At 35.5% G+C, this 23,824-nt stretch carries 24 protein-coding genes; 11 read left to right on the top strand and 13 right to left on the bottom strand.

The window, feature by feature from the left end:
* Positions 1 to 100: 100 nt before the first annotated feature.
* Positions 101 to 505: a response regulator gene (locus tag K350_RS0123320; RefSeq protein WP_037576698.1), complete on the top strand. Its 405-nt coding sequence runs from the start codon at positions 101 to 103 to the stop codon at positions 503 to 505.
* Between the two features lie 469 nt (positions 506 to 974).
* Here K350_RS0123320 and K350_RS0123315 read toward each other — a convergent pair whose 3' ends face one another.
* The gene (locus K350_RS0123315) at positions 975 to 1,184 is read right to left on the bottom strand and encodes a hypothetical protein (RefSeq protein WP_028981972.1); all 210 of its coding nucleotides are present in this window, start codon (positions 1,182 to 1,184) and stop codon (positions 975 to 977) included.
* Positions 1,185 to 1,393: 209 nt separating this feature from the next.
* Between K350_RS0123315 and K350_RS0123310 the strand changes: the two genes are divergently transcribed.
* The gene (locus K350_RS0123310) at positions 1,394 to 2,485 is read left to right on the top strand and encodes an AI-2E family transporter (protein ID WP_028981971.1); all 1,092 of its coding nucleotides are present in this window, start codon (positions 1,394 to 1,396) and stop codon (positions 2,483 to 2,485) included.
* Between the two features lie 121 nt (positions 2,486 to 2,606).
* On the opposite strand, the gene K350_RS0123305 is transcribed toward K350_RS0123310, so the two are convergent.
* Positions 2,607 to 4,067 (bottom strand): Do family serine endopeptidase, encoded by a 1,461-nt coding sequence (locus K350_RS0123305; RefSeq protein WP_028981970.1) that lies wholly within the window; start codon positions 4,065 to 4,067, stop codon positions 2,607 to 2,609.
* A gap of 55 nt (positions 4,068 to 4,122) precedes the next feature.
* The gene (locus K350_RS0123300) at positions 4,123 to 4,335 is read right to left on the bottom strand and encodes a hypothetical protein (protein ID WP_028981969.1); all 213 of its coding nucleotides are present in this window, start codon (positions 4,333 to 4,335) and stop codon (positions 4,123 to 4,125) included.
* 215 nt (positions 4,336 to 4,550) lie between these two features.
* On the opposite strand from K350_RS0123300, the gene K350_RS30100 reads away from it, so the two are divergent.
* Positions 4,551 to 5,177 carry a type 1 glutamine amidotransferase domain-containing protein gene (locus K350_RS30100; protein WP_081671115.1) on the top strand — a complete coding sequence of 209 codons (627 nt, stop codon included), beginning with the start codon at positions 4,551 to 4,553 and terminating at the stop codon, positions 5,175 to 5,177.
* 140 nt (positions 5,178 to 5,317) lie between these two features.
* Here the strand turns inward: K350_RS30100 and K350_RS0123290 are convergent, their stop codons facing one another.
* The 3 genes from K350_RS0123290 to K350_RS0123280 are packed head-to-tail and all read right to left on the bottom strand — an operon-like array spanning position 5,318 to position 7,606.
* On the bottom strand, positions 5,318 to 6,454 hold the full coding sequence (locus K350_RS0123290) for a glycerate kinase (protein ID WP_028981968.1): 1,137 nt from the start codon (positions 6,452 to 6,454) through the stop codon (positions 5,318 to 5,320).
* The gene (locus K350_RS32475; protein ID WP_156027162.1) at positions 6,451 to 6,627 is read right to left on the bottom strand and encodes a hypothetical protein; all 177 of its coding nucleotides are present in this window, start codon (positions 6,625 to 6,627) and stop codon (positions 6,451 to 6,453) included. The genes K350_RS0123290 and K350_RS32475 overlap by 4 nt, the downstream gene beginning before the upstream one ends.
* 1 nt (position 6,628) lies before the next feature.
* The gene (locus tag K350_RS0123280) at positions 6,629 to 7,606 is read right to left on the bottom strand and encodes a YpdA family putative bacillithiol disulfide reductase (RefSeq protein WP_028981967.1); all 978 of its coding nucleotides are present in this window, start codon (positions 7,604 to 7,606) and stop codon (positions 6,629 to 6,631) included.
* 80 nt (positions 7,607 to 7,686) lie between these two features.
* On the opposite strand from K350_RS0123280, the gene K350_RS0123275 reads away from it, so the two are divergent.
* The 4 genes from K350_RS0123275 to K350_RS0123260 all read left to right on the top strand — a co-directional run bounded on the left by K350_RS0123275 (position 7,687) and on the right by K350_RS0123260 (position 10,638).
* Positions 7,687 to 8,244: a thioredoxin family protein gene (locus tag K350_RS0123275; protein WP_028981966.1), complete on the top strand. Its 558-nt coding sequence runs from the start codon at positions 7,687 to 7,689 to the stop codon at positions 8,242 to 8,244.
* The gene (locus K350_RS30095) at positions 8,232 to 8,777 is read left to right on the top strand and encodes an NUDIX domain-containing protein (protein WP_081671130.1); all 546 of its coding nucleotides are present in this window, start codon (positions 8,232 to 8,234) and stop codon (positions 8,775 to 8,777) included. Before K350_RS0123275 ends, K350_RS30095 begins: the two co-directional genes overlap by 13 nt.
* 68 nt (positions 8,778 to 8,845) lie before the next feature.
* A complete protein-coding gene (locus tag K350_RS0123265) occupies positions 8,846 to 10,192 on the top strand; it encodes a sensor histidine kinase (RefSeq protein WP_028981964.1) in 1,347 nt (448 codons plus the stop codon).
* Positions 10,193 to 10,281: 89 nt separating this feature from the next.
* Positions 10,282 to 10,638 (top strand): diacylglycerol kinase family protein, encoded by a 357-nt coding sequence (locus K350_RS0123260; protein WP_028981963.1) that lies wholly within the window; start codon positions 10,282 to 10,284, stop codon positions 10,636 to 10,638.
* 62 nt (positions 10,639 to 10,700) lie between these two features.
* Here the strand turns inward: K350_RS0123260 and K350_RS0123255 are convergent, their stop codons facing one another.
* The 3 genes from K350_RS0123255 to ilvB form a co-directional block, all read right to left on the bottom strand.
* Positions 10,701 to 11,132 (bottom strand): hypothetical protein, encoded by a 432-nt coding sequence (locus K350_RS0123255; RefSeq protein ID WP_028981962.1) that lies wholly within the window; start codon positions 11,130 to 11,132, stop codon positions 10,701 to 10,703.
* Between the two features lie 55 nt (positions 11,133 to 11,187).
* Positions 11,188 to 11,484, bottom strand: coding sequence for an acetolactate synthase small subunit (gene ilvN / locus K350_RS30090; protein WP_051313552.1), 297 nt, complete (start codon positions 11,482 to 11,484; stop codon positions 11,188 to 11,190).
* Positions 11,485 to 11,552: 68 nt separating this feature from the next.
* Positions 11,553 to 13,268 carry a biosynthetic-type acetolactate synthase large subunit gene (gene ilvB / locus K350_RS0123245; RefSeq protein ID WP_028981961.1) on the bottom strand — a complete coding sequence of 572 codons (1,716 nt, stop codon included), beginning with the start codon at positions 13,266 to 13,268 and terminating at the stop codon, positions 11,553 to 11,555.
* Between the two features lie 272 nt (positions 13,269 to 13,540).
* Here ilvB and K350_RS0123240 point away from each other — a divergent pair, with 272 nt between their 5' ends.
* A complete protein-coding gene (locus K350_RS0123240) occupies positions 13,541 to 15,109 on the top strand; it encodes a hypothetical protein (protein ID WP_028981960.1) in 1,569 nt (522 codons plus the stop codon).
* A 12-nt stretch (positions 15,110 to 15,121) separates the two neighbouring features.
* On the opposite strand, the gene K350_RS0123235 is transcribed toward K350_RS0123240, so the two are convergent.
* Entirely contained in the window at positions 15,122 to 16,327 is a 1,206-nt protein-coding gene (locus tag K350_RS0123235; protein ID WP_028981959.1) for an aminotransferase-like domain-containing protein, read from the bottom strand.
* Positions 16,328 to 16,774: 447 nt separating this feature from the next.
* Between K350_RS0123235 and K350_RS30085 the strand changes: the two genes are divergently transcribed.
* Positions 16,775 to 17,437: a DUF2461 domain-containing protein gene (locus K350_RS30085; RefSeq protein WP_037576693.1), complete on the top strand. Its 663-nt coding sequence runs from the start codon at positions 16,775 to 16,777 to the stop codon at positions 17,435 to 17,437.
* A 1-nt stretch (position 17,438) separates the two neighbouring features.
* Here the strand turns inward: K350_RS30085 and K350_RS0123225 are convergent, their stop codons facing one another.
* Together K350_RS0123225 and K350_RS0123220 are read right to left on the bottom strand one after the other, a co-directional pair.
* Positions 17,439 to 17,726, bottom strand: coding sequence for a muconolactone Delta-isomerase family protein (locus K350_RS0123225; protein WP_037576691.1), 288 nt, complete (start codon positions 17,724 to 17,726; stop codon positions 17,439 to 17,441).
* Between the two features lie 165 nt (positions 17,727 to 17,891).
* Positions 17,892 to 18,797 carry an NHL repeat-containing protein gene (locus K350_RS0123220; protein ID WP_037577080.1) on the bottom strand — a complete coding sequence of 302 codons (906 nt, stop codon included), beginning with the start codon at positions 18,795 to 18,797 and terminating at the stop codon, positions 17,892 to 17,894.
* Between the two features lie 557 nt (positions 18,798 to 19,354).
* Between K350_RS0123220 and K350_RS0123215 the strand changes: the two genes are divergently transcribed.
* Both K350_RS0123215 and K350_RS0123210 read left to right on the top strand, forming a co-directional pair.
* Complete coding sequence (locus K350_RS0123215; protein WP_028981956.1) at positions 19,355 to 20,593, top strand: NAD(P)/FAD-dependent oxidoreductase; 1,239 nt, start codon at positions 19,355 to 19,357, stop codon at positions 20,591 to 20,593.
* Positions 20,594 to 20,641: 48 nt separating this feature from the next.
* Positions 20,642 to 23,107: a DUF5686 and carboxypeptidase-like regulatory domain-containing protein gene (locus K350_RS0123210; RefSeq protein ID WP_028981955.1), complete on the top strand. Its 2,466-nt coding sequence runs from the start codon at positions 20,642 to 20,644 to the stop codon at positions 23,105 to 23,107.
* Between the two features lie 4 nt (positions 23,108 to 23,111).
* Here K350_RS0123210 and K350_RS0123205 read toward each other — a convergent pair whose 3' ends face one another.
* Positions 23,112 to 23,744, bottom strand: a complete 633-nt coding sequence (locus K350_RS0123205; protein WP_028981954.1) for a hypothetical protein — start codon at positions 23,742 to 23,744, stop codon at positions 23,112 to 23,114.
* Between the last annotated feature and the right edge of the window lie 80 nt (positions 23,745 to 23,824).

Raw genomic sequence — 23,824 nt, 5'->3', positions numbered from 1 at the left:
GTTTTTTTATGTGAATCGGGGGATGGCGGTTCCCAGGAGCATAAAGCCCAAGCTCCACACACTTGTTTAAAATTTCCAGAACTATATTTTTAATGTCTGCGTGGAAAAGTTTAAATCCATTTTATTAATTGAGGATGACGACATTTGTAATTTCATTACAACAAAATTCTTTTCCCGTTACCAAATCTCCGAACAGTTACACAGTGTAAAAGATGGGGAGCAAGCCCTAGATTTTCTCCGTTCACAAAATGGCAAACAATCATTCCCTCAACTTATACTGATGGATCTGTTTATGCCTATCATGGATGGATTCGAATTTCTTGAAGAATTCAATCTAATAAAAGGCACTTTATGCCATTGTCCTGAAATTATTGTGCTTACCGTTACAACTCGAAACAAGGACTTAGAAAAAGTAAAAAATCTTGGTGTTAAGACAATCCTCCATAAACCTTTCAATCATTATTATATTGATCATCTGAAGACCCTTGCCGGAAAGGTCAATTAATAAGGAGTAAATCTCACTCATCCGTATAAATTATTTTGCTTTTTTTAAGAATCATAACTTCACTATTTAAAAGCAGAATCACACTTACAATATCTTTCAGACTCCCATCAAATACATATCATTGTTCATTTCCAGATGCTTTGCTTAATAATTCTAAGTGAATGCAAATTTTAAGAGAAAATCCAACTTAATGGAAAGTATTGTAAATATTATGATCTAAGAAAATATTATGATGTAATGACGAAAGTTTCTGATAATGAATAAAAAAATCGAGGTTCCAATAACATACAATATAACCTGTTGGTGACTAACATTCGATTAAGAAGACAATTCAAAGTTATAATTGTGGAGAAACTGACAGGAGTATATTGAACGTCGAGAAAAGTAATCTTGTAAAAAGAAAAAAGAGCCCAGGTAATCCAGACTCTTTTTTATTAAATATTTTATAAGCCTTCAAAAACTACTGTTATTAATAATAATTGCGGTCATCCATGATTTGGACAGTCCAATTGTTAGCAAGCAATTCATTTTTCAGAAGTGTTCCCTGAGCTTTTGTCTTAGGATTTTTAACTAGAAATTTAAATCCATCAATTTTCAACACTTCCCACTGCTCTGTATTTTCCGGATTTCTTAAAATATCTCCTACTTTAATGATTGTATCTTTTTTAATTACTTTCATAGATCACTTTTATATTTAACGAAATTAAACATTTTTTAGAAAATATCATTCCGGACATAATTTGAAATTTAAGCAAAATATTTCACACCCTTAATTACCTGTATTCCAAAAGCAAATTCTTGAAATACATTTTCCTGTAAAGGTATAATCCAGCATCTACTAAAACTTTTTTAATAAGGAAATCTTATTTCTAATATTATCTAATACTTATGGCAATTTTAAAATTTAGAAATATAAATCGCCTCTTATTTAGTGCATTTCTGATTATTGGTGGTTTATATTTAGCCCGTCCCTTTTTAATTCCTGTAACAATTGCAAGCCTCTTGGCTATGCTATTGTTACCTGTTGCAAGAAAACTGGAGTCACTTGGAATAAAAAGAGCTATTTCCATAATACTCTGTATTGCTTTATTTATGCTTGTTATTACGGGGATCACAACCTTGTTATCTATGCAAGGTTTTAATCTTGCAAACAACCTGGAAGAAATCGAACAACAGTTCAAGCACGTTTTTGATGACATACAGGAATACGTTCAAAACAAGTTTGGAATGGAAAAGGCCAAACAAAGCAAAATAATCAGGGAGAAAACAGAATCCCTTCTTCAAAGCAGTACTAACCTGATTACAGGATTCATTGGAGGACTTGCTACTTTTGGTCTTATAATGGTCTATACTTTCTTCTTTCTTTATTACCGTAATAAATTCTTTAATTTTATTTTGATGGTAAGTCCCAAGGCTCTTCATCAACAAAATACCCTAATACTAAATCAGATAAGCAAGGTAACTCAAAGATATCTTACCGGTGTCTTTATTGTGGTATTAATTCTGGCGGTGATGAATTCCTCAGTATTGCTATTATTGGGAGTAAACAACGCAGTCTTTTTCGGATGTCTGGCAGCACTTCTCAATGTTATTCCTTATGTTGGAGTAATCATTGGTAGCCTTCTCCCTTTTATTATGACATTAGTAACTAAAAATGCATTTGGACCAGCACTAATTGTATTAGGATCACTTTGGTTTAACCAGGTTATAGAGAATAATTTGCTCACTCCATTCATTACCGGTTCTCAGGTAAGAGTTAACGCGTTATCAACTATTATGGCTTTAATCCTGGGAGGTTTAATCTGGGGAATTTTCGGGATGATTCTTTTTATTCCTTTAATAGGAATACTAAAAATAATTTTTGATCATGTAGAAGAGTTAAAGCCATTAGGATATCTTATAGGAGATGATTCAACTGAAGAAAGTGATAACATTCAAAAAATCAAAAAGCTATTCAAAAAAATTAAAAACAAATTTTAAAACAGAAAGCCTTATCCTAGCATAGAATGTTTCAAAGTTTATCAACGCTACAACCTATACTAAAGAGCATAAAAAAGCCCCGCAAATTTGCAGGGCTTTTTCGTATTGCCTTTTATCAAACTTATTCAAGACCGAAGGCATAGTAATACTTTCCAGGGCTTCCGGGATAAACTCCTTCCAGCAGAACCCCACCCTGTTGTGCCGAAAGCACTTCATTGAATTCATTCAGGTCCTTAATAGGCTTATGGTTTATACCTGTGACAATAAAGCCTTCCTTCATATTTGTCTGTTCTGACAAAATACCGGAACCAAGAGATTTCACCTTAACACCTGTGATACCATATTTTTTCTTTTCCTGGTCAGTAAGTTCTTCAAAATCCGCACCCAACTTCTCCTCTACTTCATTAACTTCTTTTTTGATCACTTCTACTTTCCCCTGACTGTTTTTCAATTCTACCTTAAATTCTTTTTCCTTGCCATCTCTTAAAACTGTCAGTTTAACATTGTCACCAGGATGATGGATTCCAATAAGTTCCAGAAGTTTTGCAGTTGAACCTATTTCTACACCATCAATTGCAAGGATCACATCTCCCGCCTTTAGCCCTGCCTTAAATGCAGCGCTATTCTCTACTACACTTTCCACATAAGTTCCTTTTAAGGATTTTAACCCAAGTGTTTTAGCCAGATCAGAATCCATATCTCTGATTACCACTCCAAGATATGCTCTGTGAACTACTCCATATTGTTTAAGATCTTCTATTACCTTAGCAACTATATTGCTGGGAACAGCAAATGCATAACCTGCATATGCACCTGTAGGTGTTGCGATAGCAGTTGTAATACCTATCAGATCACCTTCAAGATTTATTAAAGCTCCACCACTATTTCCCGGATTAACAGCTGCATCAGTCTGAAGGAAAGACTCAATTGCTGACTTATCCTGCAGAATACTGATGTTCCTTGCCTTTGCGCTAATGATGCCAGCAGTTACAGTAGATGAAAGGTTGAATGGATTCCCAACGGCTAACACCCAATCTCCTACCTCAACAAAATCCGAATTGGAGAATGAAATAAAAGGAAGATCAGATTCATCAACTTTTATCAAAGCAATATCTGTTGAAGGATCTGTTCCTATTAGCTTAGCTTTAAAGCTTCTGTTATCGTTCAAGGTCACGTTGATTTCTTTTGCACCTGCTATAACGTGATCGTTTGTTACAATATATCCGTCAGGGCTGACGATTACGCCTGATCCTGTTGCCATTTCCAACCTTTGCTTTTCTTCCCTGGGTCTTCCCCAGAAATCATCACCAAAGAAATCTCTGAATGGCCCCATATCATTATATTGTTTACTGGCTGGAATAGCAGAATGAATATGAACAACAGAAGGTAAAGCCTTTGCAGTAGCCGGACGGAAATTTATACCAGCACCATGCCCTTTATAGGTAGTATCAGAACTATTAGATTTTTTACTGTAAGAGACAATACCGCCACCACTACCATTACCTGTTATAAATCGAGTGGCAATAATCGTTACAGCGCTTCCAAGAATAGCTGCAAGAAATAAAGTTAAAAACCTGTTCATTAATTTTTATTCATTAAAAATGAATCTATACTGAAAAAATAAAAGTAGTAATTTATCAGGATATCTTCACGAGATCTGCATAATATAATCCATCCAGCCATTTGATATCAATTACCTGATATTTGATATCTTCAAGAGAGGGAGAGTTGCTGAGAAAGATAAAGTCGTTAGGTTGAATACCTTCTTTTGTATAGGCAATCTTTACTTTGTCTCCACCATCGGCAATTTCTGTAACCTCGTATCCTTCTGTAAGAGTAGATAATCTCATAATAATATATGTTTCTGCGGATTAAAAACCGGTATTGTTTTAACTTAACCCCAGGGAAAGACAATTGTTGACAGGCATATCATTTAAATATTTAAAACGCCTTCTTTAAGAAGAACCATTATTTAAATTACCGCTATATTTTTCATTTTCCCAACATATACTACCGGTTTAACATTTCCCAAGCTCCTCTGTTTTGATTTAACAATTTAAAAAATATGCAAAAAAATCTAAGAGGAATTAAAGTTGCCTTGCTTGTTGACAACGGGTTTGAACAAGTAGAGCTGACTGAACCTGTTAAAGCCTTAAGGGAAGCAAATGCTCATATAGAAATTATTGCTCCTGAAAAGAAGATCAAAGGATGGAACCTGAAAAACTGGGGTGATGAAATAACTGCTGATATCCTTTTGGATGAAGCTACCCCTGAAAATTACGATGCTTTAATATTACCTGGAGGTGTAATGAATCCGGATTTTTTAAGGATGAAAAATAATGCTATTGAATTTGTTAAAACCTTTTTGATTGCCCAAAAACCTGTAGCAGCAATTTGCCACGGACCATGGACATTAATTGAAACGGGTTTAATAAAGGGTAGAAAGCTTACTTCATATCCTTCCCTAAAAACAGACCTTACTAATGCAGGAGCAACCTGGATAGATGAACCTGTAGTGACGGATAAAAATCTTATTACCAGCAGAAGACCTTCAGACCTTCCAGCTTTTAACGATCGAATCATTAATGCTTTAGCAGCTTTGGTATCCTCTTCAAATAATTCATTGAACCGACCTCCAGTCAAGGGAGAGACAATGGATGATATCAAATCAAAAGATAAGGTGAAAAAATAAACAGATTTCATTAAAAATATTTATTCCTGCCGAACAAAAACCGGGATCTTTCATTTAGCAATTATACAATAAAATGTAAAGAGCACCAGCTATTTACCCAACTCAACCAACACCATAAACCTGCTCTCAAGGCAGGTTTATTATTTTCTTCCTGCTAAAAATATTCTTAGTACATTGGCACTTGTCTGGCTAATAAGACTAAAAGCATTGTTTACCGATTCTGTTAATGTCATAGGGCCATTTTGAAATGGCATGATACTCGTAACTCCATGCTTCAATAATTCCTCTGATCCAGGTGCAGCATATCCGGTAAGCAGGAATACAGGAATACCATACTTTTGGCCTGTTTTCCCCACACCATAGGGCAACTTGCCTGATAGTGTTTGTATATCAGATTTTCCTTCTGCTGTAAAAATGATATCAGCATTTTCTAATTTATCTTCCATCATTGCAAATTCTGCTATCAATGGAAAGCCTGACTTAATAACTCCACTGCAGAATGCAAGAATACCTGCACCCAGACCTCCTGCAGCCCCAGCTCCAGCAATGTTAGCGATTTCCTTACCCATTTGTTTTTTTATAACGGAAGCATAGTGAGTAAGACTTTCATCCAGAATAGTAACCATTTCTTCAGTAGCACCTTTCTGAGGACCGAATATCCTGGATGCTCCATTTGAACCAGTTAATGGATTGGTTACATCTGAAGCAATATTAAACTCCGCTGTTTTCAGACCTTCATGTATTTCTGATATATCAATTTTTGCAAGATGAATAAGGGGACCTCCTCCCTTTTGTAACTTTTTACCTTCTGCATCAAGAAGATTAACTCCTAATGCCTGAGCCATACCGGCACCGCCATCATTGATTCCACTTCCCCCAAGACCAATAATAAATTTCCGTATTCCTTTATTCAGAGCATCTACAATCAGCTCACCAGTGCCAAAGGAGGTTGTGATCATCGGATTCCTCTCTTGTTTATTGAGGAGAGCAAGCCCAGAAGCTGACGCTGTCTCTATCACTGCAGTTTGATGATCTCCTAATATGCCATATGATGCTTTTATACTTCTCATAAGAGGATCATGAACAAACACTTCAATCTTATAGCCTCCGGTAGCATGAACCAAAGCATCCACAGTTCCCTCGCCTCCATCGGCAAGCGGACAAGAGATTATTTCAGCATCAGGAAGGACCTTTCTGATGCCATTGGCCATTGCTTCAGCAACTTCAAATGCACTTAAAGATTCTTTTAAGGAATCCGGTATCAATACTATTTTCATTCCTCCTCCTCCGGGTGGCTGCAGCAAGGGCCTTCATGTACCGACCTTATCCATTCCTCCTGCTCCTCTGTCAAAGATTTGTTTTTGGGGGCAGTGCAATGATCACAATCATTTCCATGCTCATCCATCCCGCGTCCTTCACATAAAGGACAAACATAACCGCATCCTGCCATGCTATATAAAATTAGATTTGCTTAAAATATCACGTATAATCATGGTTGCATGTACTCTTGAATTTTCTATGAACCATTTATGAGTTTCCATGCCACCACAAACAACGCCTGCGAGATAGATATTATTTACATTTGATTCCATTGTATGCTCATTGTAATAGGGAATCTTTAGACCACCTGAATGAAATTCAATACCAGCCTTAGACAACAAGCTAAAATCGGGATGGTAGCCCGTCATAAGCAAAACAAAATCATTAACTATAGTAACTATCCCATTGGCCGTTTTTATATCAACTTCATTTTCTCTGATTGAAACAAGTTCCGAATTAAAGAAAGCCTTTATTGAATTTTCCTTTATCCTGTTTTCTATATCAGGTTTTACCCAATATTTTACTCTTTGGCTTATTTCTGGCTTTCGCACAACCAATGTAACCTCCGCTCCTTTTCTGTAACATTCCAGTGCTGCATCAATTGCAGAGTTTGCTGCTCCCACTACTACCACCTTACTGAATGAAAATGGATGAGGTTCCTTATAGTAGTGAAAAACCTTTGTCATTTGTTCTCCTTCTATTCCGCACCCTATAGGATGATCATAAAATCCGGTAGCAACAATTATATATTTTGAATGATAGATACCTTTTGAAGATTGTATCTCAAACATGCCATCAACCTTTCTATTAACTTTCTGTACCTCTTCATAGAGATTTATTTTAAGGCGAAAAAACTCTACTACTCTCCGATAATATTCAAGCGCTTCATCCCTCATTGGTTTACCGCTAATCGAAACAAAAGGTACTGCGCCTATCTCCAATCTTTCAGAAGTAGAAAAAAACTTCATATTCAATGGATAATTGTAGATGGAATTCACCAAAGCTCCTTTTTCGAGAATCAAATATTTCAACCCTGATTTCTGAGCCTCAATGCCGCAGGCCAATCCTATTGGTCCGCCCCCAATTACAACTATATCATAAGTACTCATATTCAAAATCTTATTGCATTTTTACCCAAGCAACATCATACTAATTTAAAGGTTTTATTTATATTCGTAAAAACTTTTATATGGCACAAACACCCAGCAGCATGCTTCCTCTCGGAACCATTGCACCGGAATTTACGCTTTTTGACACTGTATCAGGAAAAGACTTATCTCTGAGCCAGATTAAATCTCAGAAAGCTACTGTAATCATGTTCATATGCAATCATTGTCCTTTTGTGAAACACGTGAACAATGAACTGGTTCGATTGGCTAAAGATTATATTCCAAAGGGAATTTCATTTATTGCAATCAGTTCAAATGACGCAGAAAAGTATCCTGCAGACGCACCTGCGGAGATGACTAAAGCAGCAAAAGAACTGGGCTATCCATTTCCTTATTTATATGACGAAAGCCAAAAAGTGGCTAAATCCTATGAAGCTGCCTGCACGCCTGACTTTTATATTTTTGATAAGAATCTTTCACTTGTATACAGAGGACAACTTGATGATTCAAGACCTTCAAATTCTTTACCTGTAAATGGTAAGGATATTCGTAATGCCCTTGATAATTTATTAAGTGACATAGAAGTTGGCAATAATCAAAAACCAAGTATAGGATGCAACATCAAATGGAAACTATAATAACTAAAGACAAATTCTGTTATGACTATCCCAGAGCAGCTGTAACTACTGACTCTGTCATTTTTAAGCTGGAATCAGGAACATTGGGTCTTTTATTAATTGAGAGGAAACATGACCCATATAAAAACTGTTGGGCACTTCCAGGTGGATTCCTTGAAATGAATGAGGACGGCCTGGAATGCGCAAGAAGAGAACTACTTGAAGAAACTAGTCTGGCAGTAAATGAAATGGAACAAACAGGCACATATACGGATGTGAACAGAGATCCAAGAGGCAGAACCATATCCATTGCTTATACAACTTTAATTACAAATAAAGTAACTCTGAATGCCGGAGACGATGCAAAAAACGTAAAATGGTTTTCCCTTTTCGACCTACCCTTACTCGCTTTTGACCATATAAAAGTAATTCAGGACGCTGTATTCTTTTTTCAAGTAAGATTGAAGTCTGACAAATTGCCAGATTTCTTAAAAAGTCTCGACAAACAGCAACTGAAAGAACTTCAGAACATTACAGATGAATATCTGAAATAAAGCCCCAAAACATACGTTAGCTAAATCCCGTACAATAAGCATATTTTTGTAGTTGAGGGGAATTTAATATGAAGGATTCTGTAAAACTTAAAATCCTTTTTCCTATACTGGGTCTATTGTTAGTAGTTCTTGCAGCCGCATCCATTTACTCTATCATATATTCTCAAAAAATCAAGGAAGAATTCAGGTCTGTTGGGGCATCCTATACTGTCATCAATCACCTGGACAACCTTGTACTGTTGCTTGCTGAGACAGAGGGCAACCTGAGAGGATATATTCTTTCTTCAAATATTCACTTTTTGTATGAATATGAAGACAACGCCAGAAAGACAAAAGCCGAAATAGCCATACTAAAGGCTCTGGTAAATGCCAATCCTCCTGCATCCAAAAGAATAAAACTTATTGAGGAGCTTTTTGAACAAAGAAGAAAAGAAATTGGCCGACTAATAGACAAAGATGCGATCAGAAAAGGCCGTCAAAGACTTACCTATGAAAAGCTCTCCTATGCAGCTGAACTTAAGATCAAAATTACGGAAGAAAAAAAACTGGTAGAGTATCAGGAGAAAAAAGTTTTATATAATAAGCAGATCCATGCAGCATCCACTTTAAAATTAATAAGCATTGCCATTATATTTTCTGGGATATCTGCCTTGATCACCTCTCTGATGATTGTCTATATTTTTTACAGGGAATATAAACTTCAGCAAAGACTTAAAAACGAATTGGCAACATTAAACGAAAGTAAAAACAGATTTTTCTCAATCGTTAGTCATGATTTACGTGGGCCAATTAATTCTGCCCTCGTATTATCAACATTTCTAAAAGATCAGAATCACGTCAATGAAGATGAATCAGAAACCATTTTCTTTCTCCACAAAAGTCTGGTAAAAATTCAAAATCTGCTAGATGTACTTTTAAAATGGGCTAAGCTACAAATGAATGAGCTTGCTTACAGACCTGAATCCTTTACAATTAAAGATATTACATGTGCTACGGCTGAATATCTTTCTCCCTTGTTTTCGATGAAAAAGATTTCCGTAGATATAAAAATAAATTCCAGGATTAAAGTATATGCTGATAAGAATATGGTCGAAACCATTCTGAGAAATCTTATCTCCAATGCAGTCAAATACTCTTCAGAACATGACACTGTAACCATAGATGCCTTTAGAGAAAAAGGCTTTGTCACTCTTTTTGTAAAAGACAATGGCATCGGAATTTCCAAAGATCTACTTCCGAAATTATTCAGCATTGATCAAAAGTATAGTACCAAAGGGACGGCTGGTGAAGAAGGTACCGGCCTTGGCCTAAAATTGTGCAAAGAGTTTGTTGAGAAAAACGGAGGTAAGATCTGGGTAGAAAAAAATGAATCTAAAGGTACCACCTTCCTTTTTACCTTACCCGCATCGTATTGATTTCTCATTAAGAATTTTCAGCTTAATCATTCTAAAAATTAAGGCTCATTATATACATTTCTTTTTAACTTAGGCTTCAATTGAAACTTATGATCAACATCAAAAAGAATTTAAAGAGTTACAAGTATGCGATAAAAGGCCTGAAGCATTTACTGATATTTGAAAATAACGCCCGTATCCATCTTGCAGCCACTTTATTTATCCTGATTTTATCTGCATATTTTAATATAGAAGAAACAGAATGGTTATGGATTGTATTAGCAATAACCATTGTATGGATAACGGAACTATTGAATACTGCAATTGAAAAAATAGTTGATTTTATCTCCCCGGAATTTCATCCCGCTGCAGGTAAGATTAAAGATTTATCAGCTGCAGCAGTATTGATTGCTGCCATCTTTGCACTAATTGTCGGAGTCGTAATTTTCAAAAAATATTTTTTTTAAACTCCTCTTAACGCAAAAAGACCTCCTTTTAATGGAAGTCTTTTTAATATTAATGTATAACCTTATCTGTTTAACAATTTATAAGCAGTTGCCGCTGTCAAACCTCCAACAAGGTATATTCCCATTGAAAGTAATCTTTGTTTAAATGTTGAACCGACTAGTTCTTTACCGAAGCCTAAAAGACTCGGTAGACTTAAGGTTCCTGCTCCGGCACCCAAACCAAGTAGGGATCCGCTCATTAAAGGTGTTTTGCCGGAAGCTGTCATGCTGTAATAAAGACTATTAAACAACAAATCGCTTCCCAAACTTAAACCAAAGAGCTTTTTCTTTCCTGGACTTGCCAATCCTACAGCCTGAAGACCCTTTTTTATAATTTTCATTCCAAAGAAATCTACCTTAGGAGCCTCCGTGGTATATTTTTGTAGTCCCTGATTTGCTGCAGTAAGTGCCAATGCACCTGCAAAACCACTTATCAATGCTTTCGATCTGCTCATATTTCTTCCCTTCAATTCTTAAAAGTTAACAGGCCGGATATAAAAAATGTTCGATTTAGACTGCTCTAAGGAGCGCAGGCTTGCTTTCCAGCTGAAGCTCATTTTCAGCAGCCAGTTCACCTGAAATATATTTAGCCTTCACTACATCAATCAGTTTCTCCAATTGCTTTTCAATCTGTACAACTTTTGAACTATCCCCAGTAGCTCTGATAATCATTTTGTTTAACCCATTGGAATCCTCACCCAAGATCTCCATAAAGTCTATATCGAATCCTCTTCTTTCAAAGATTAAAGCTGCTCGAATAATAATTCCGGGCTTTTGATTTATTGATAGGGAGAATATATGCTGCATAGGTTTAAAATTTATTTTTTTTAACTGGTCCTTTTATTTTAATAAGAAGTAAAGAAAAACTTTTGTTTCTAGGTACTACCTTCCGGCATTTCCATCTTCACAGTAGGAGCCTCTGTTATCATATGCTCTACTGACATACCTGCAGGTACCATCGGATAAACATTATCATCCTTAACTACTTCTGCATGTATCAGACATGGTCCTTCATTATAACCGAATGCTTCTTTTAAAACTGAGGTAACCTCCGAAGGCTTGCTTATGTGAAATCCTTTTACTCCATAAGCCTCAGCCAGCTTTACAAAATCAGGATTCACAACCATATCTACCCCACTGTATCTTGAATCAAGGAAAAATTCCTGCCATTGACGAACCATTCCAAGGTATTTATTATCAATTACAAGAATTTTTACCGGCAACTTATGAATGGCAGCCGTCGAAAGCTCTGCAAGCGTCATCTGAAAACCACCATCACCTACTATAGCAAGAACTTTATGATCTGGTTTGCCAAGTTGCGCACCTATTGCTGCGGGAAACCCAAACCCCATAGTACCAGCCCCTCCTGAAGAGAGCCACTGATCAGGAGTGTCTGTAAGGTAATATTGAGCTGCCCACATTTGATGCTGTCCGACATCTGTGGAAACAATAGCTTTGCCTTCAGAAACTTTATAAGCTTCATCAATAACATACTGTGCTCTTAAAGGCTCATCCTTTGAGTAAGTAAAAGGAAACTCCTTCTTATATTGATTTAACTTATTCAGCCATTTATCGGTATCGAGCTTTTGTACCAAGGGGATAAGCATTTTCAACACTTCCTTTGCATCACCAATAGCGTACGCATCGGGAGTAACTATTTTCCCTATTTCTGCAGGATCAATATCTATGTGGATTTTCTTGGCATTGGGACAAAACTTCTTGGGATTTCCGTTAATTCTGTCATCCCATCTGCTACCGATAGACATGATAAGATCACATTCTAACATTGCTTTGTTGGAATAAATTGTCCCATACATTCCTACCATGCCAAGTGAAAGCTCATGCGTTTCAGGAAAAGCTCCTTTACCCAATAAAGTCGTTGTTACAGGCGCATTAAGTTTTTCTGCGAACTGTCTTACCTCTGCATCTGCTTTTGCAATCAAAGCACCATGACCAACTAACAGCAAAGGCTTCTTAGATTTAAAGAAAAGATCCGCAATTGCTTCTACTGAATTCTGATCAGGTTTTGAAGGTACTATGTAACCTGGTAATTCAAAACTTTCTTTTATCTGCCCTTCAAAAACTGCAGAAGTAATATCTTTCGGAAGATCTATTAACACTGGCCCCGGCCTTCCTGAATTTGTTATATAAAATGCTTCTTTTACAACCCTTGGAATATCTGATGTCCTTTTTACAAGGTAGTTGTGTTTGACTGCTGGCATTGATAAACCAAACACATCTGCCTCCTGAAAAGCATCCATCCCTAATAAACTTGTAATGGTCTGCCCTGTAAGAACTATCATTGGTACAGAATCCATCTGAGCAGTCATGATACCAGTAATGGTATTAGTAGCTCCAGGACCACTGGTAACAAGTACAACTCCAGGTTTTCCGGTTGCTCTTGCATAGCCATCAGCCATGTGTGTCGCGCCCTGTTCATGCCTGGTTAATATGAGTTTTATTTTAGAATCATATAAAGCATCAAAGATCGGAATAGCTGCTCCGCCAGAATACCCAAACACATACTCCACTCCTTCTCTTTCAAGGCAATCTACCAGCATTTGAGCACCATTCTTTTTAACTTTGTCCATGTGTATGATTTTATTATCAGATAAACAGTCGTATAACTGTCACAAATATATTGTCTGTTTTTAAGCACATTTTTTTTATTTCAATTTTAATACGCTTTCAAAAAATCAACAAATAACATAAACAACTAAATATCAGATAATAAAAAAAGAATTACTACGTTTTTAAACTTTTAACGTATTCTATAGAGTTTTCACAATAACTCTACTGCAAATTCAATTATATAAACTAGATTTGCACTATATTTCAGGTAATTAATCATAAAATAACTACGGTGGCCAGAATAAAATCCAGAAGTCTTTACGAACTTGTAAAATCCATGAGCAAGAATGAAAAAAGGTATTTCAAGCTCTTATATGGAGGTTCCGGGAATGGAGAAGACAAAAAAATGCTGATTCTTTTCGACTACATGAATAAACAGAAGGAATTTGATGAAGATTCTATTCCGGATAAACTACCCAGCCTCAAAACCGAGCAGCTTTCAAACATGAAAGCGTACCTTTATGACAAATTGCTTCAGGCTATACGCTTATTTAATGCTCCAAAAATTCTTGACCTTCAGATAAGAGAACAAATTGATTATGCACAGTTGCTCTTTTCAAGAAGACTTTATACCCAAGGGATGAACTCCCTGAAAAAAGCAAGAAAAATGGCTCTGGTACACGACAACCTGGAATTGCAACTGGAGATCATCAAACTTGAAAAAAGCGTGCTAATGCAGACTATTGATCACGATACAGTTGACAAGGTTGACAGAATCATTGAAGAAGCAAGAACAATAAACAAAAGAATTAATAACATTAACACTTTCTCTAACCTATCCATAAAGCTTAATTCATTTTATACTAAAATCGGCTATATCAGAGATGAGGTGGACTTTCTAAGAGTTAAAGAGTTCTTCAATTCTAATATTCCTGATTTTACTGAAGATGAATTATCTATTTCAGAAAAACTGAATCTTTATAAGCTTTACGTGGGATATTATTTATTTATACAGGATTTTAGAAATGGCTATGAATATGCTTTGAAACTAGTTAAACTTTTTGACACACATGAAGAGCTTAAAGAGACAAGTACAGAACAATACATTAAAAGCCTTAACAATCTACTCATTGCACAATACAAGCTGGACATGTATAACGACTTTGTTGAAACAAACAAAATCCTGCACGCAATTGCAGCAGATTACAGCCAGACACAAAATGAAAGCATAAGAATCAGACTTCTTAAATATTATTATATCCACGAAATAAACAAATACTTTATTACCGGGGACTTTACAAAAGGCGTTGATGTATTAATGAAGAGTCCGGATACCAAGATTTACGAGCTTCTGGAAGTAGTAGACAAGCATTCTGAGTTGATCATCAACTACAAGTTATCGTGTCTGTATTTTGGAGCAAGTGATTTTCACGGAGCATTGAAATGGCTGAATAGAATTATCAATATTCCTGATGGTGATATAAGAGAAGATCTTCATTGTTTTGCAAGGATACTTAATCTTATATGTCACTATGAACTGGGCAATTATGATGTAATTAAATATTATATCATATCCACCTATCGGTTCTTACTGAAGAAAGAGGATTTACATCTCTTCCAGAAATTCATTCTTAAATTTCTGAAAGATCTGAATCAGAACACAAGGGATAAGGAACTTTATGAGCGCTTTGTCCGTCTCAAATCCCAGTTAATCCCACTAGTTAACAGCACTTACGAGAAGCGCGCATTCATTTATTTTGACATCATCTCCTGGCTAGAAAGTAAAATAGAAAAGAGACTTATTCAGGATGTAATTCAGGAAAAAGTCTCTTTAAAATACAAGTCGGACAAAGCATCATAATAGAAGAAAGGATCAACTTCCTTTCTTCCTGCACTTATCAATAGCCATTCCTATTTTAACAATACCAAGAAGGATCTCTTCTTCTGAAGCATTGGAAAAATTAAGCCTCATAGCATTTTCTTTTGCAATACTGGTGCAGAATTCAGCTCCCGGGACAAACAAAACTCCTGCTTTGATTGACTCTTCAAGTATATCTTTAACAGGATATTCTTCAGGCAATTTAACCCACATAAACATCCCTCCTTCTGGCTGAGATACTTCAGCTGTATTTGGGAAAAACTCCAGTATAAGTGATCTCATCAGATCACATCTTTTACCATATTCTTTATGAAGCAGATCTAGATGGTCCTCAATTCCATTTTGATGAAGAAATTCTGATACTATCATTTGAGATAACATGTTGGTATGCAAATCACTTGCCTGCTTGGCAAGCACAAGCTTGCTTATGATTTCCTTATTCGCAATAATCCAACCTAATCTCAAGCCCGGAGAAATCATTTTTGAAAATGAACCAAGGTGAATGGTTCTTCTTCTATTTAATGTCAGTAAGCCCGGAAGTGCTTTACCTTTGAACCTTATATCACCATATGGATCATCTTCCACAAAAAGAAGCTTCTTTTCATCCAAAAGTTGGGCAAGTTTTATCCTTGTTTCTAAAGAATATGTTATCCCTGTAGGGTTCTGAAAATTAGGAACTCCATAAATAAACTTACCTTTAATATGAGTAGTTTTTTCTTTAAGCTCTTTAACATCAATACCCTGAGAAGTCAACGAAACAGGTACAAACTCAGGCTGGTAAGCAGAGAACGATTGAATAGCGCCCAGATAACCGGGATTTTCCATAAAGATCTGATCACCTTTATTTATAAATATTTTACCTATAAGATCCAATCCTTGCTGCGAACCGCTTGTTATCAATATTTCATCGGTTGAAACATCAATACCACGTTTCGTTCTATACCATTTAACAATCCATTCTTTCAATGGCAAATACCCTTCCGTAACATTGTACTGAAGTGCTTTTGCCCCATCCTCTTTAATAACCTTATTAGAGATCTCCTGCAAAGCCTTAGTTGGAAAGAATCCTGCATTTGGCAAACCACCTGCAAAAGAGATCAGGTCTTTGGAAGACGCTACTTTCAAAATCTCTCTGATAAAGGATACAGGAATGGAATTCGTCCGTTCCGAAAATTCATAAAACTCTGTTTCAGTTTTCATAATATTTAAATGATTGATTTTCTTTTGGATTAAATAAAAAAAAGCCCCGAATTTGAGTCCGGGGCTTCATGTATATTAATTAAATTATACGCATGTTCTACCCGGGGGAATTATCCACAAGGACTGCCACTGACGCGACCACGGCTAGAACCGCTATGCATGTAATAATATTTTTATATAGTGAATTCATATTTTTTTTAATATTTAATAAAGGGCATTAAAACAAAAAAGCCCCGAACTTAGGTCCGGGGCTTCATCCTTATATTGATACAATGGATTACTTTCTCCGGACCTTAGGTCTGGCTGCCACGACTAGTGCAACGACAGAGAAAGTATTTTTCATTGATTATTTCTAATTGTATATTTAGCAAAAATAGGTTTTAAAATCCTAAGTTTAAAACCTGAAGACAAATATTTTTGCATAAGAAAGAAAACAGTCATCCAAACATGAATAAAGACCTTCTAAAATTTTTAACACAATTAAAGAAAAACAATAACAAAGAGTGGTTTGATAAAAACAGACCAACCTATGATGCACTTAGAAAAGATTTTGTGGCTTTTGTACAAACGGTAATTAATGACATAGCAGATTTTGACAATAAGATAAAAAGTATAGAAGCTAAAAATACCATTTTCAGAATCAACAGAGACATTCGCTTTTCAAAGGACAAAACTCCATATAAGAAGAACTTCTCTGCTTTTATCAGTATAAAAGGAAGAAAATCATTTGGTCCTGGATATTATATTCACATTCAGCCTGGAGACGAAAGTTTTATCGCTGGTGGAGTGTATATGCCGGAAAAAGATATGCTTGAAAAAATTCGTCAGGAAATAGACTATAACGGTAAGAATCTTTCAAAAATCTTAAGTAAGGCAAGTTTCAAAAATACATTCGGAGCAATGGAAGGAGAAAAACTGGTAAGAGCGCCCAAAGGATACGACGAGGAAAACCAACATATCGATCTTCTAAAGTATAAAAGTTTTATAGTCTCTAAAGTAATTACTGATAAAGAAATTGAAGAAGGAAAGCTAAAAGGATTACTCAAAAAATACAGCAAGGAAATGCTGCCATTTATAGAATTTTTGTACCCTGCGGCATTTGAAGAATAAATTAATTCATAGACACGGATGGCATATACCCTGAAGCATGAAAAGCCAGTGGAAAAACAGTGTATTTAAAATAAGAATAAAGCGGAAATGTAGATAATGTATCTTTAATTTCTTCTTCGCTTTTCGCTTTAATATTAACCCACAAGCGTGTTCTGTCAAGAGATAATGAATAAGAAAGTACTATACCTTTGCTAATAAGATTATTGATATGATCCTTTTGAACTGGAACAAGCTTCGTAAAGTTCTCATCAAAATTGATGGGAAAGGATATATCAACCAGATATTGCATGTTTTACCTTTTTGTATTTAAACGGCAAAGGGTATCAAAATGATAGAGATTGTGATTTTTTTTTCAGGAAATAACTGAGAATACTTTTTCTCAAAAAAGAAAAACTACACAAGCACTATAAATCAGGCCCTTGTGTAGTTTTTTGTTTCGTCCTAGTAAAAGAACTTATTTTTTCAATTTGTAACCAACCAATTTATTTCTGAAAAAAGTAGGTACTAATAAAAGGTCCTCAGAAGGAATAAATTCAATATCAGCTGTATTAACTTTCTGCTCTTTTGAATCGATCAGCTTTTGAGATTTTCCATTAGAAATATAGTAAATACCACCTTCCCAATCAGAAACAAGAAAGTCATTTCCAGTACCAAGATACTCTACACCATCTCCCATACCAATACCCGTAGCCAGAACAGAATCTTTTTTAGTAGTCATGTTGATAGCTTTGAAATCGCTGCTTCCCATGGACGCCAGATACAATGTGCTATCCTTAATAAAGATACCGTTTGGCTTATTGAGATTTTGATCGGAGAATAAAGTTATTTTTCCATTTTCCAACTTGTGAATTTTATTGGTCTCACTGTCTGAGAAATAAACAACTCCCTGTGGGGTAACGAAAACATCATTTAAGAATTTAGCCCCTGGAACGTTATAGGTTTTTACAATTTTACCTTTATCAGTGTCTATTTCAATCAGCTTATTGATATCTGTAACATAAAGGATGTTTTTATTAAGACCAAGCCCCTTTGGAGCGCTGAGCCCTTTTACCCATTCCAAGTTTTCGATTTTTCCGTCAAGACTTACTTTAGAAATAAATCCATTATTATCTGTTGCAGTAGGATCACCGTTAACGTTAGAAACGTACAATATCTTTTTACCTTCATCAAAAATAACAGACTCAGGAGTTTTCAAAGTAGTATCAGAAGACCAGACCTCCTCCAATGCAACTCCAGGTTTCTCCTCTTCTACAACTGTGATTGTATCTACGTCATGGCTCGCCTGCTCCTGCTTCTTGCTTTCACATGAAATAAGAAGTACAACTAAAAAATTCCAAAAAAGTAAATTGAGCTTTTTCATAATAACTAATTTTTCAAATGGTTTTATAATAGATGATAATTTTAAAATTAATGGAGCTGCCACGAAGGGTTTTGCATAACCAGTAATTGGAGAAATTGTTTTTCACCTTAAGTTGAAGTAATACTTTTATACAAATACACTTCGTTACAGACATAGAATATATGCGCTAATTTATATACATCAATGTGACAATTGCAAGATGAGCCGTAGATGTTTAAATTGCCCCAGTGTTTTAATCAAAAAAGCATACTGAAGAGCAGTTCTTAAAACCACTGCAAAGAAAAATTTACTATTGAATCCCAGGTTAAAAATGAGAGAAGAAAGCCTCTTCAAATTAGGTAAAATAAAAATTCTGATTTCTAGCACTTTACCACAAACTCAATTCTAATTTTTCCTTTACTTTATTAATTTCTTACATTTAAGGTAATTTTATTAATTAGTTGATTATTAAATCATATTTAATATAATTTTTACAAGGTGATTATTAAAAATTTATTTTATTTCCAAAGTAGCCTTCTTAAATATTTAATTCGTAAAAACACCAGATTAAAATTATTATGAGTTCTGAAAAAGTTGACGTACTGGTAATAGGAGCAGGTCCTTCCGGAGCCGTGGCCGCTTCTATTATCCATAAACATGGATTAAAAGTTAAAGTCGTTGAGAAACTGAAATTTCCTCGTTTTGTAATTGGAGAAAGCCTGCTTCCAAGATGTATGGAAGCTCTTGAAGAAGCTGAATTAATTGAAGCTGTAAAGGCAAAGGGGTTTCAGCAAAAGTTTGGAGCCAAATTCGTAAAGGATGGAAAAATTTGTGATTTTAACTTCTCCAACCAGTTTACTCAAGGCTGGTCCTGGACCTGGCAAGTACCCAGAGCTGATTTTGACAAAACACTTACAGATGAAATGGAGCGCAAAGGTATCCCGATTTTGTTCGAAACAGGAGTAACTGATATTAAATTTAACGGTAGCGATAGCATAACCACAATTGAAGATAAGGATGGTAACAAGAGTTCCATAGAGGCCAGATTTATTGTTGATGCGAGTGGCTATGGCAGAGTAATTCCTAAATTATTCAATCTGGACCAACCATCAAACCTTCCAGCCAGAAGAACCCTGTTTGCACACACCGTAGACGTAAACAGGTTTGTAGATGAAGAACCAAACAGAATAACTATAGTATCTCACGAACCAGGTGTATGGATCTGGATCATTCCATTCTCTAATGGCAATACTTCAGTTGGTTTTGTTGGTGAAACTGAATTCTTTGACAGATTCCAAGGAACACCTGAAGAACGCTTTAGAGCAATGATCAAAACTCAGCCCCATACTCAGAGAAGGTTTGACGGAGTAGATCTTGTATTCGAACCACGAACGCTGGAAGGTTGGTCTGTAACAACCAATAAATTCTATGGTGACGGATTTGTACTTACAGGTAACGTTACTGAGTTCCTTGATCCTATTTTCTCTTCAGGAGTAACGCTTGCAACAGTTTCAGGAGCAACTGCCGCAAATCTGGTAGTAAAGAAACTAAAAGGTCAGAATGTTGATTGGGAAAAAGAATTCATGGAGCCAACTATGCAGGGTGTCAATACATTCAGAAGCTATGTAATGGGATGGTATGATGGTACACTTCAGGATATATTCTTTGCACCTAAGCCGGATGAAGAAATCAAAAAGCAGATCTGTTCCGTGCTTGCAGGTTACGTTTGGGATCTAAACAATCCTTTCGTGAAGAAGCACGACAGGGTTATAAAGAACCTTTCGCATCTTATCCGATTAGAAGAAGGAGCAAATTAACCTTTGAAACAGATCATTTCATTAAGTTATATTTTTAGAAATCAGAAGATGCAACTCTGTTCAAGGGTTGCATTTTTTATTTTATTCATTTCATTTTTTATAAGCCCCGCCTTTTCACAGATTACAAGAGTTACAGGTAAGATCATTGATGCTCATAGTAAAGAACTGATACCCTTTGCCAACATATACTTTTCCGATAAGTCTAAAGGAACCGTTTCTGATTTTGAAGGAAATTACATTATAGAAACATCAACCGCGCCCGACAGCCTTATTGTCACAAGCGTAGGTTATTCTATGAGGAGACTTTCCATTCAAAAAAATCAGGTACAGCAAATCAATATATATCTGGAAGAAGAAGTTGGAAGCCTCAATGAAATTACAGTTTCTGTTACTGAAAATCCAGCTTATAGAATTATAAGGAATGTTGTGTCCAACAAAGTAAACTTTAGAAGGGTGACCATCAAAAGCTATTCCTATGAATCTTATAATAAGTCAAAAATCGGCTTAAGAGAACTCGATGAAGATTTGAAGAAACAATTTTACCTTAAGCCCTTTGCTTTCTTTTTTGAAAACATGGATACCACAGAGGGTAAGCCCTATCTTCCTGTAATGCTTCTTGAAACTGTTTCAGATAATTTCTATCAGAAAGATGGTAATAAACAAAAGGAAATCATAAAGGCAACAAGACTTTCAGGGATGAAAAATGAAAGTATTGGCAAACTATTCTCCAATCTTGCATTGAATGTTTATGTATATGACGATTTCTTACTGATGTTTAACAAAAATTTTATCAGTCCTGTAAGCTCTTCATGTTTTCGTCACTACGATTATGAGCTGCTTGACAGTGGATACATAGATAACAACTGGTGTTATAAGGTACGCTACTTCCCTTCCAGGAAACAGGAGTTAACTTTATCAGGTATCATGTGGATAAGGGACTCCACATTCACCATTAAGGAAATTGATGCTAAAGCCGGGCAGGAAATCAACCTCAACTTTATTACATCATTTGGTTGGAGACAAACCTATACTGATGTAAAAGGTAAATCCCTAGCCTCTTCAGAACAACTATATATTTATGGAGAGGTGCTTATTCCTCATTCAGGTAAAACACAAAAGTTTTTTGCATCAAGAAGTACTTCCAATAAAAACTTTAATCTGAGTCCATCATTTACAAATAGTTTTTTTGATGACAAAGCGACTACGATAGTAGAGAAAGAAGCAGGAGAAAAAGATGATACTTATTGGGAGTCAGTAAGGCATGATACCCTTTCAAATTCAGAACAGGCATTGTACCAGTTAAGTGATTCCCTCAAAAATACCAAAGCTTTTAAGAGGTATCTGATTTTATTTAAAGGATATATACCTGTAAGAAAAATTGAGTTGGGTCCTATTTACAAAGTATATTCATACAACCCGGTTGAAGGAAATAAATTCAGGCTGGGCTTCAGAACCAATCCAAAATTTAGCAAGAGAATTTTACTGGATGGTTATGGAGCTTATGGGCTTAGGGATGAGAAAATAAAATATGGAGCAGGTATTACTTATTTCAGAAAAAAGGACCCTGATGAGATAGTTAGCTTTAGAGTAAAGCATGACATAGAACAGTTAGGCTTTAGTCAGGTCACTTTTATGCGGCCAGACAATCTGCTAAATGCGCTATTTAAAATTTCCGCACAAAACAGATTAAACTTTATTGATGAATACAAATTGTATTATGAAAAATTTTGGACGCCAAACTTATCCAACAAATTACAGATAAGGAATGCTACTATCAGGCCTGTAGGCAAGCTCGAATACAACAAAGAAATTCCTGAAACGAATGATACTGCTAATATATCATCAATTACGACGACGGAGATTTCTTTCTATACTCATTATGCCTATAAAGAAAAGTTCCTTAGAGGAGACTATAGAAGGATAAGCTTAGGCACACCGTATCCCGTGTTTGATGCAGCAGTGGTTTGCGGTGTAAAGGATTTATTGGGGAGCAATTATAATTATCAGAAAATAGCTTTGAGTATAAGACAAAGATTGAGGATAAAAAATATCGGATATACAAGATACCACGCTGAAGCAGGAAAAATTTTCGGAACTCTTCCCTACCCTTTGCTGGAGCTACACAACGGAAATCAGACAATCTTCTATGATGATTATATTTTTAATTCAATGCGATTCTTTGAGTTTGTAAGTGATCAATATGTAAACATCCAGCTTTCACATCACTTTGATGGGTATTTCTTCAATAAAATTCCTTTGATAAGAAAATTAAAGTGGAGAGAAGTTATATCTTTCAAAGGTGTTATAGGATCCTTATCAGACAAGAATAAAGCTCAGATGATTTTGCTACCTGAAATGTATAGCCTTTCTAAAGAACCTTTTATGGAGGCGGGTGTGGGAATTGAGAATATTTTCAGGGTGATCAGATTAGATGGCATTTGGAGGCTGAACTATCATGACCACCCCGGAACAGAAAAATTTTATTTAAAACTCAGTGTCCATATAGACTTCTAAAGGCTTACAATCCTTCTTTTTTCATTTGTTTAAATTCTTTACCACTAATCTCCATCACATGCAAAATAACCCTTGCCCAGTAGTTTTTGATACCGATACCACCAGGTTTTCCTTCATAGAGGTTTGTTGCTAATACCTTTTTAGTAGCCTGATCAAAAAAGGTAACATAGATATAGCCCTGTCCTTCTAATTTATTGAAACTATCAACAATAAAAACCAGACCAAGCCCTTTTTTCCCCTTGATATTATAACTATTAATCAATTTCTGTATTTTCTCCTTTGAAAGTCTATTTGGAATAGAAGGATCAAAAATGACATTGATGTCTGCAGCTGCATTATTCTTCTTCACCAGATCCGACTCATTTGCAAAAAATTCAAAGCCGTAAAACTTACTGATATTATACTTACCAGGTTCGTTTATGATGAGGTCATTCCATGCAGGAAAATACATTAGCTGAATTTCTTTATTACTTTTGCTTCCCGCATCCGCAAATTGGCTAAATTCACCTATAAATTTAGCATGCGAAAAGTCTATTCCATACCACACAATTTCTTCTGAATGAAACAATTCTTCTTGTGCGGAGACAGTAAAAATTACTGAAAAAAATACGATTAAAAATGTAAAAAATTTTTTCATGGTTTATTTAAAATCAAAATTTGAGACAAAACTGTTTATCTCATTAAATTAAATTAAAATCAAAAAAACAAGCAAATCAG

The organism is Sporocytophaga myxococcoides DSM 11118, assembly GCF_000426725.1.
GTDB classification, from domain to species: domain Bacteria; phylum Bacteroidota; class Bacteroidia; order Cytophagales; family Cytophagaceae; genus Sporocytophaga; species Sporocytophaga myxococcoides.
Note: the sequence above shows the minus strand (reverse complement) of the source record. Positions and strands in the feature narration are given on the sequence as shown.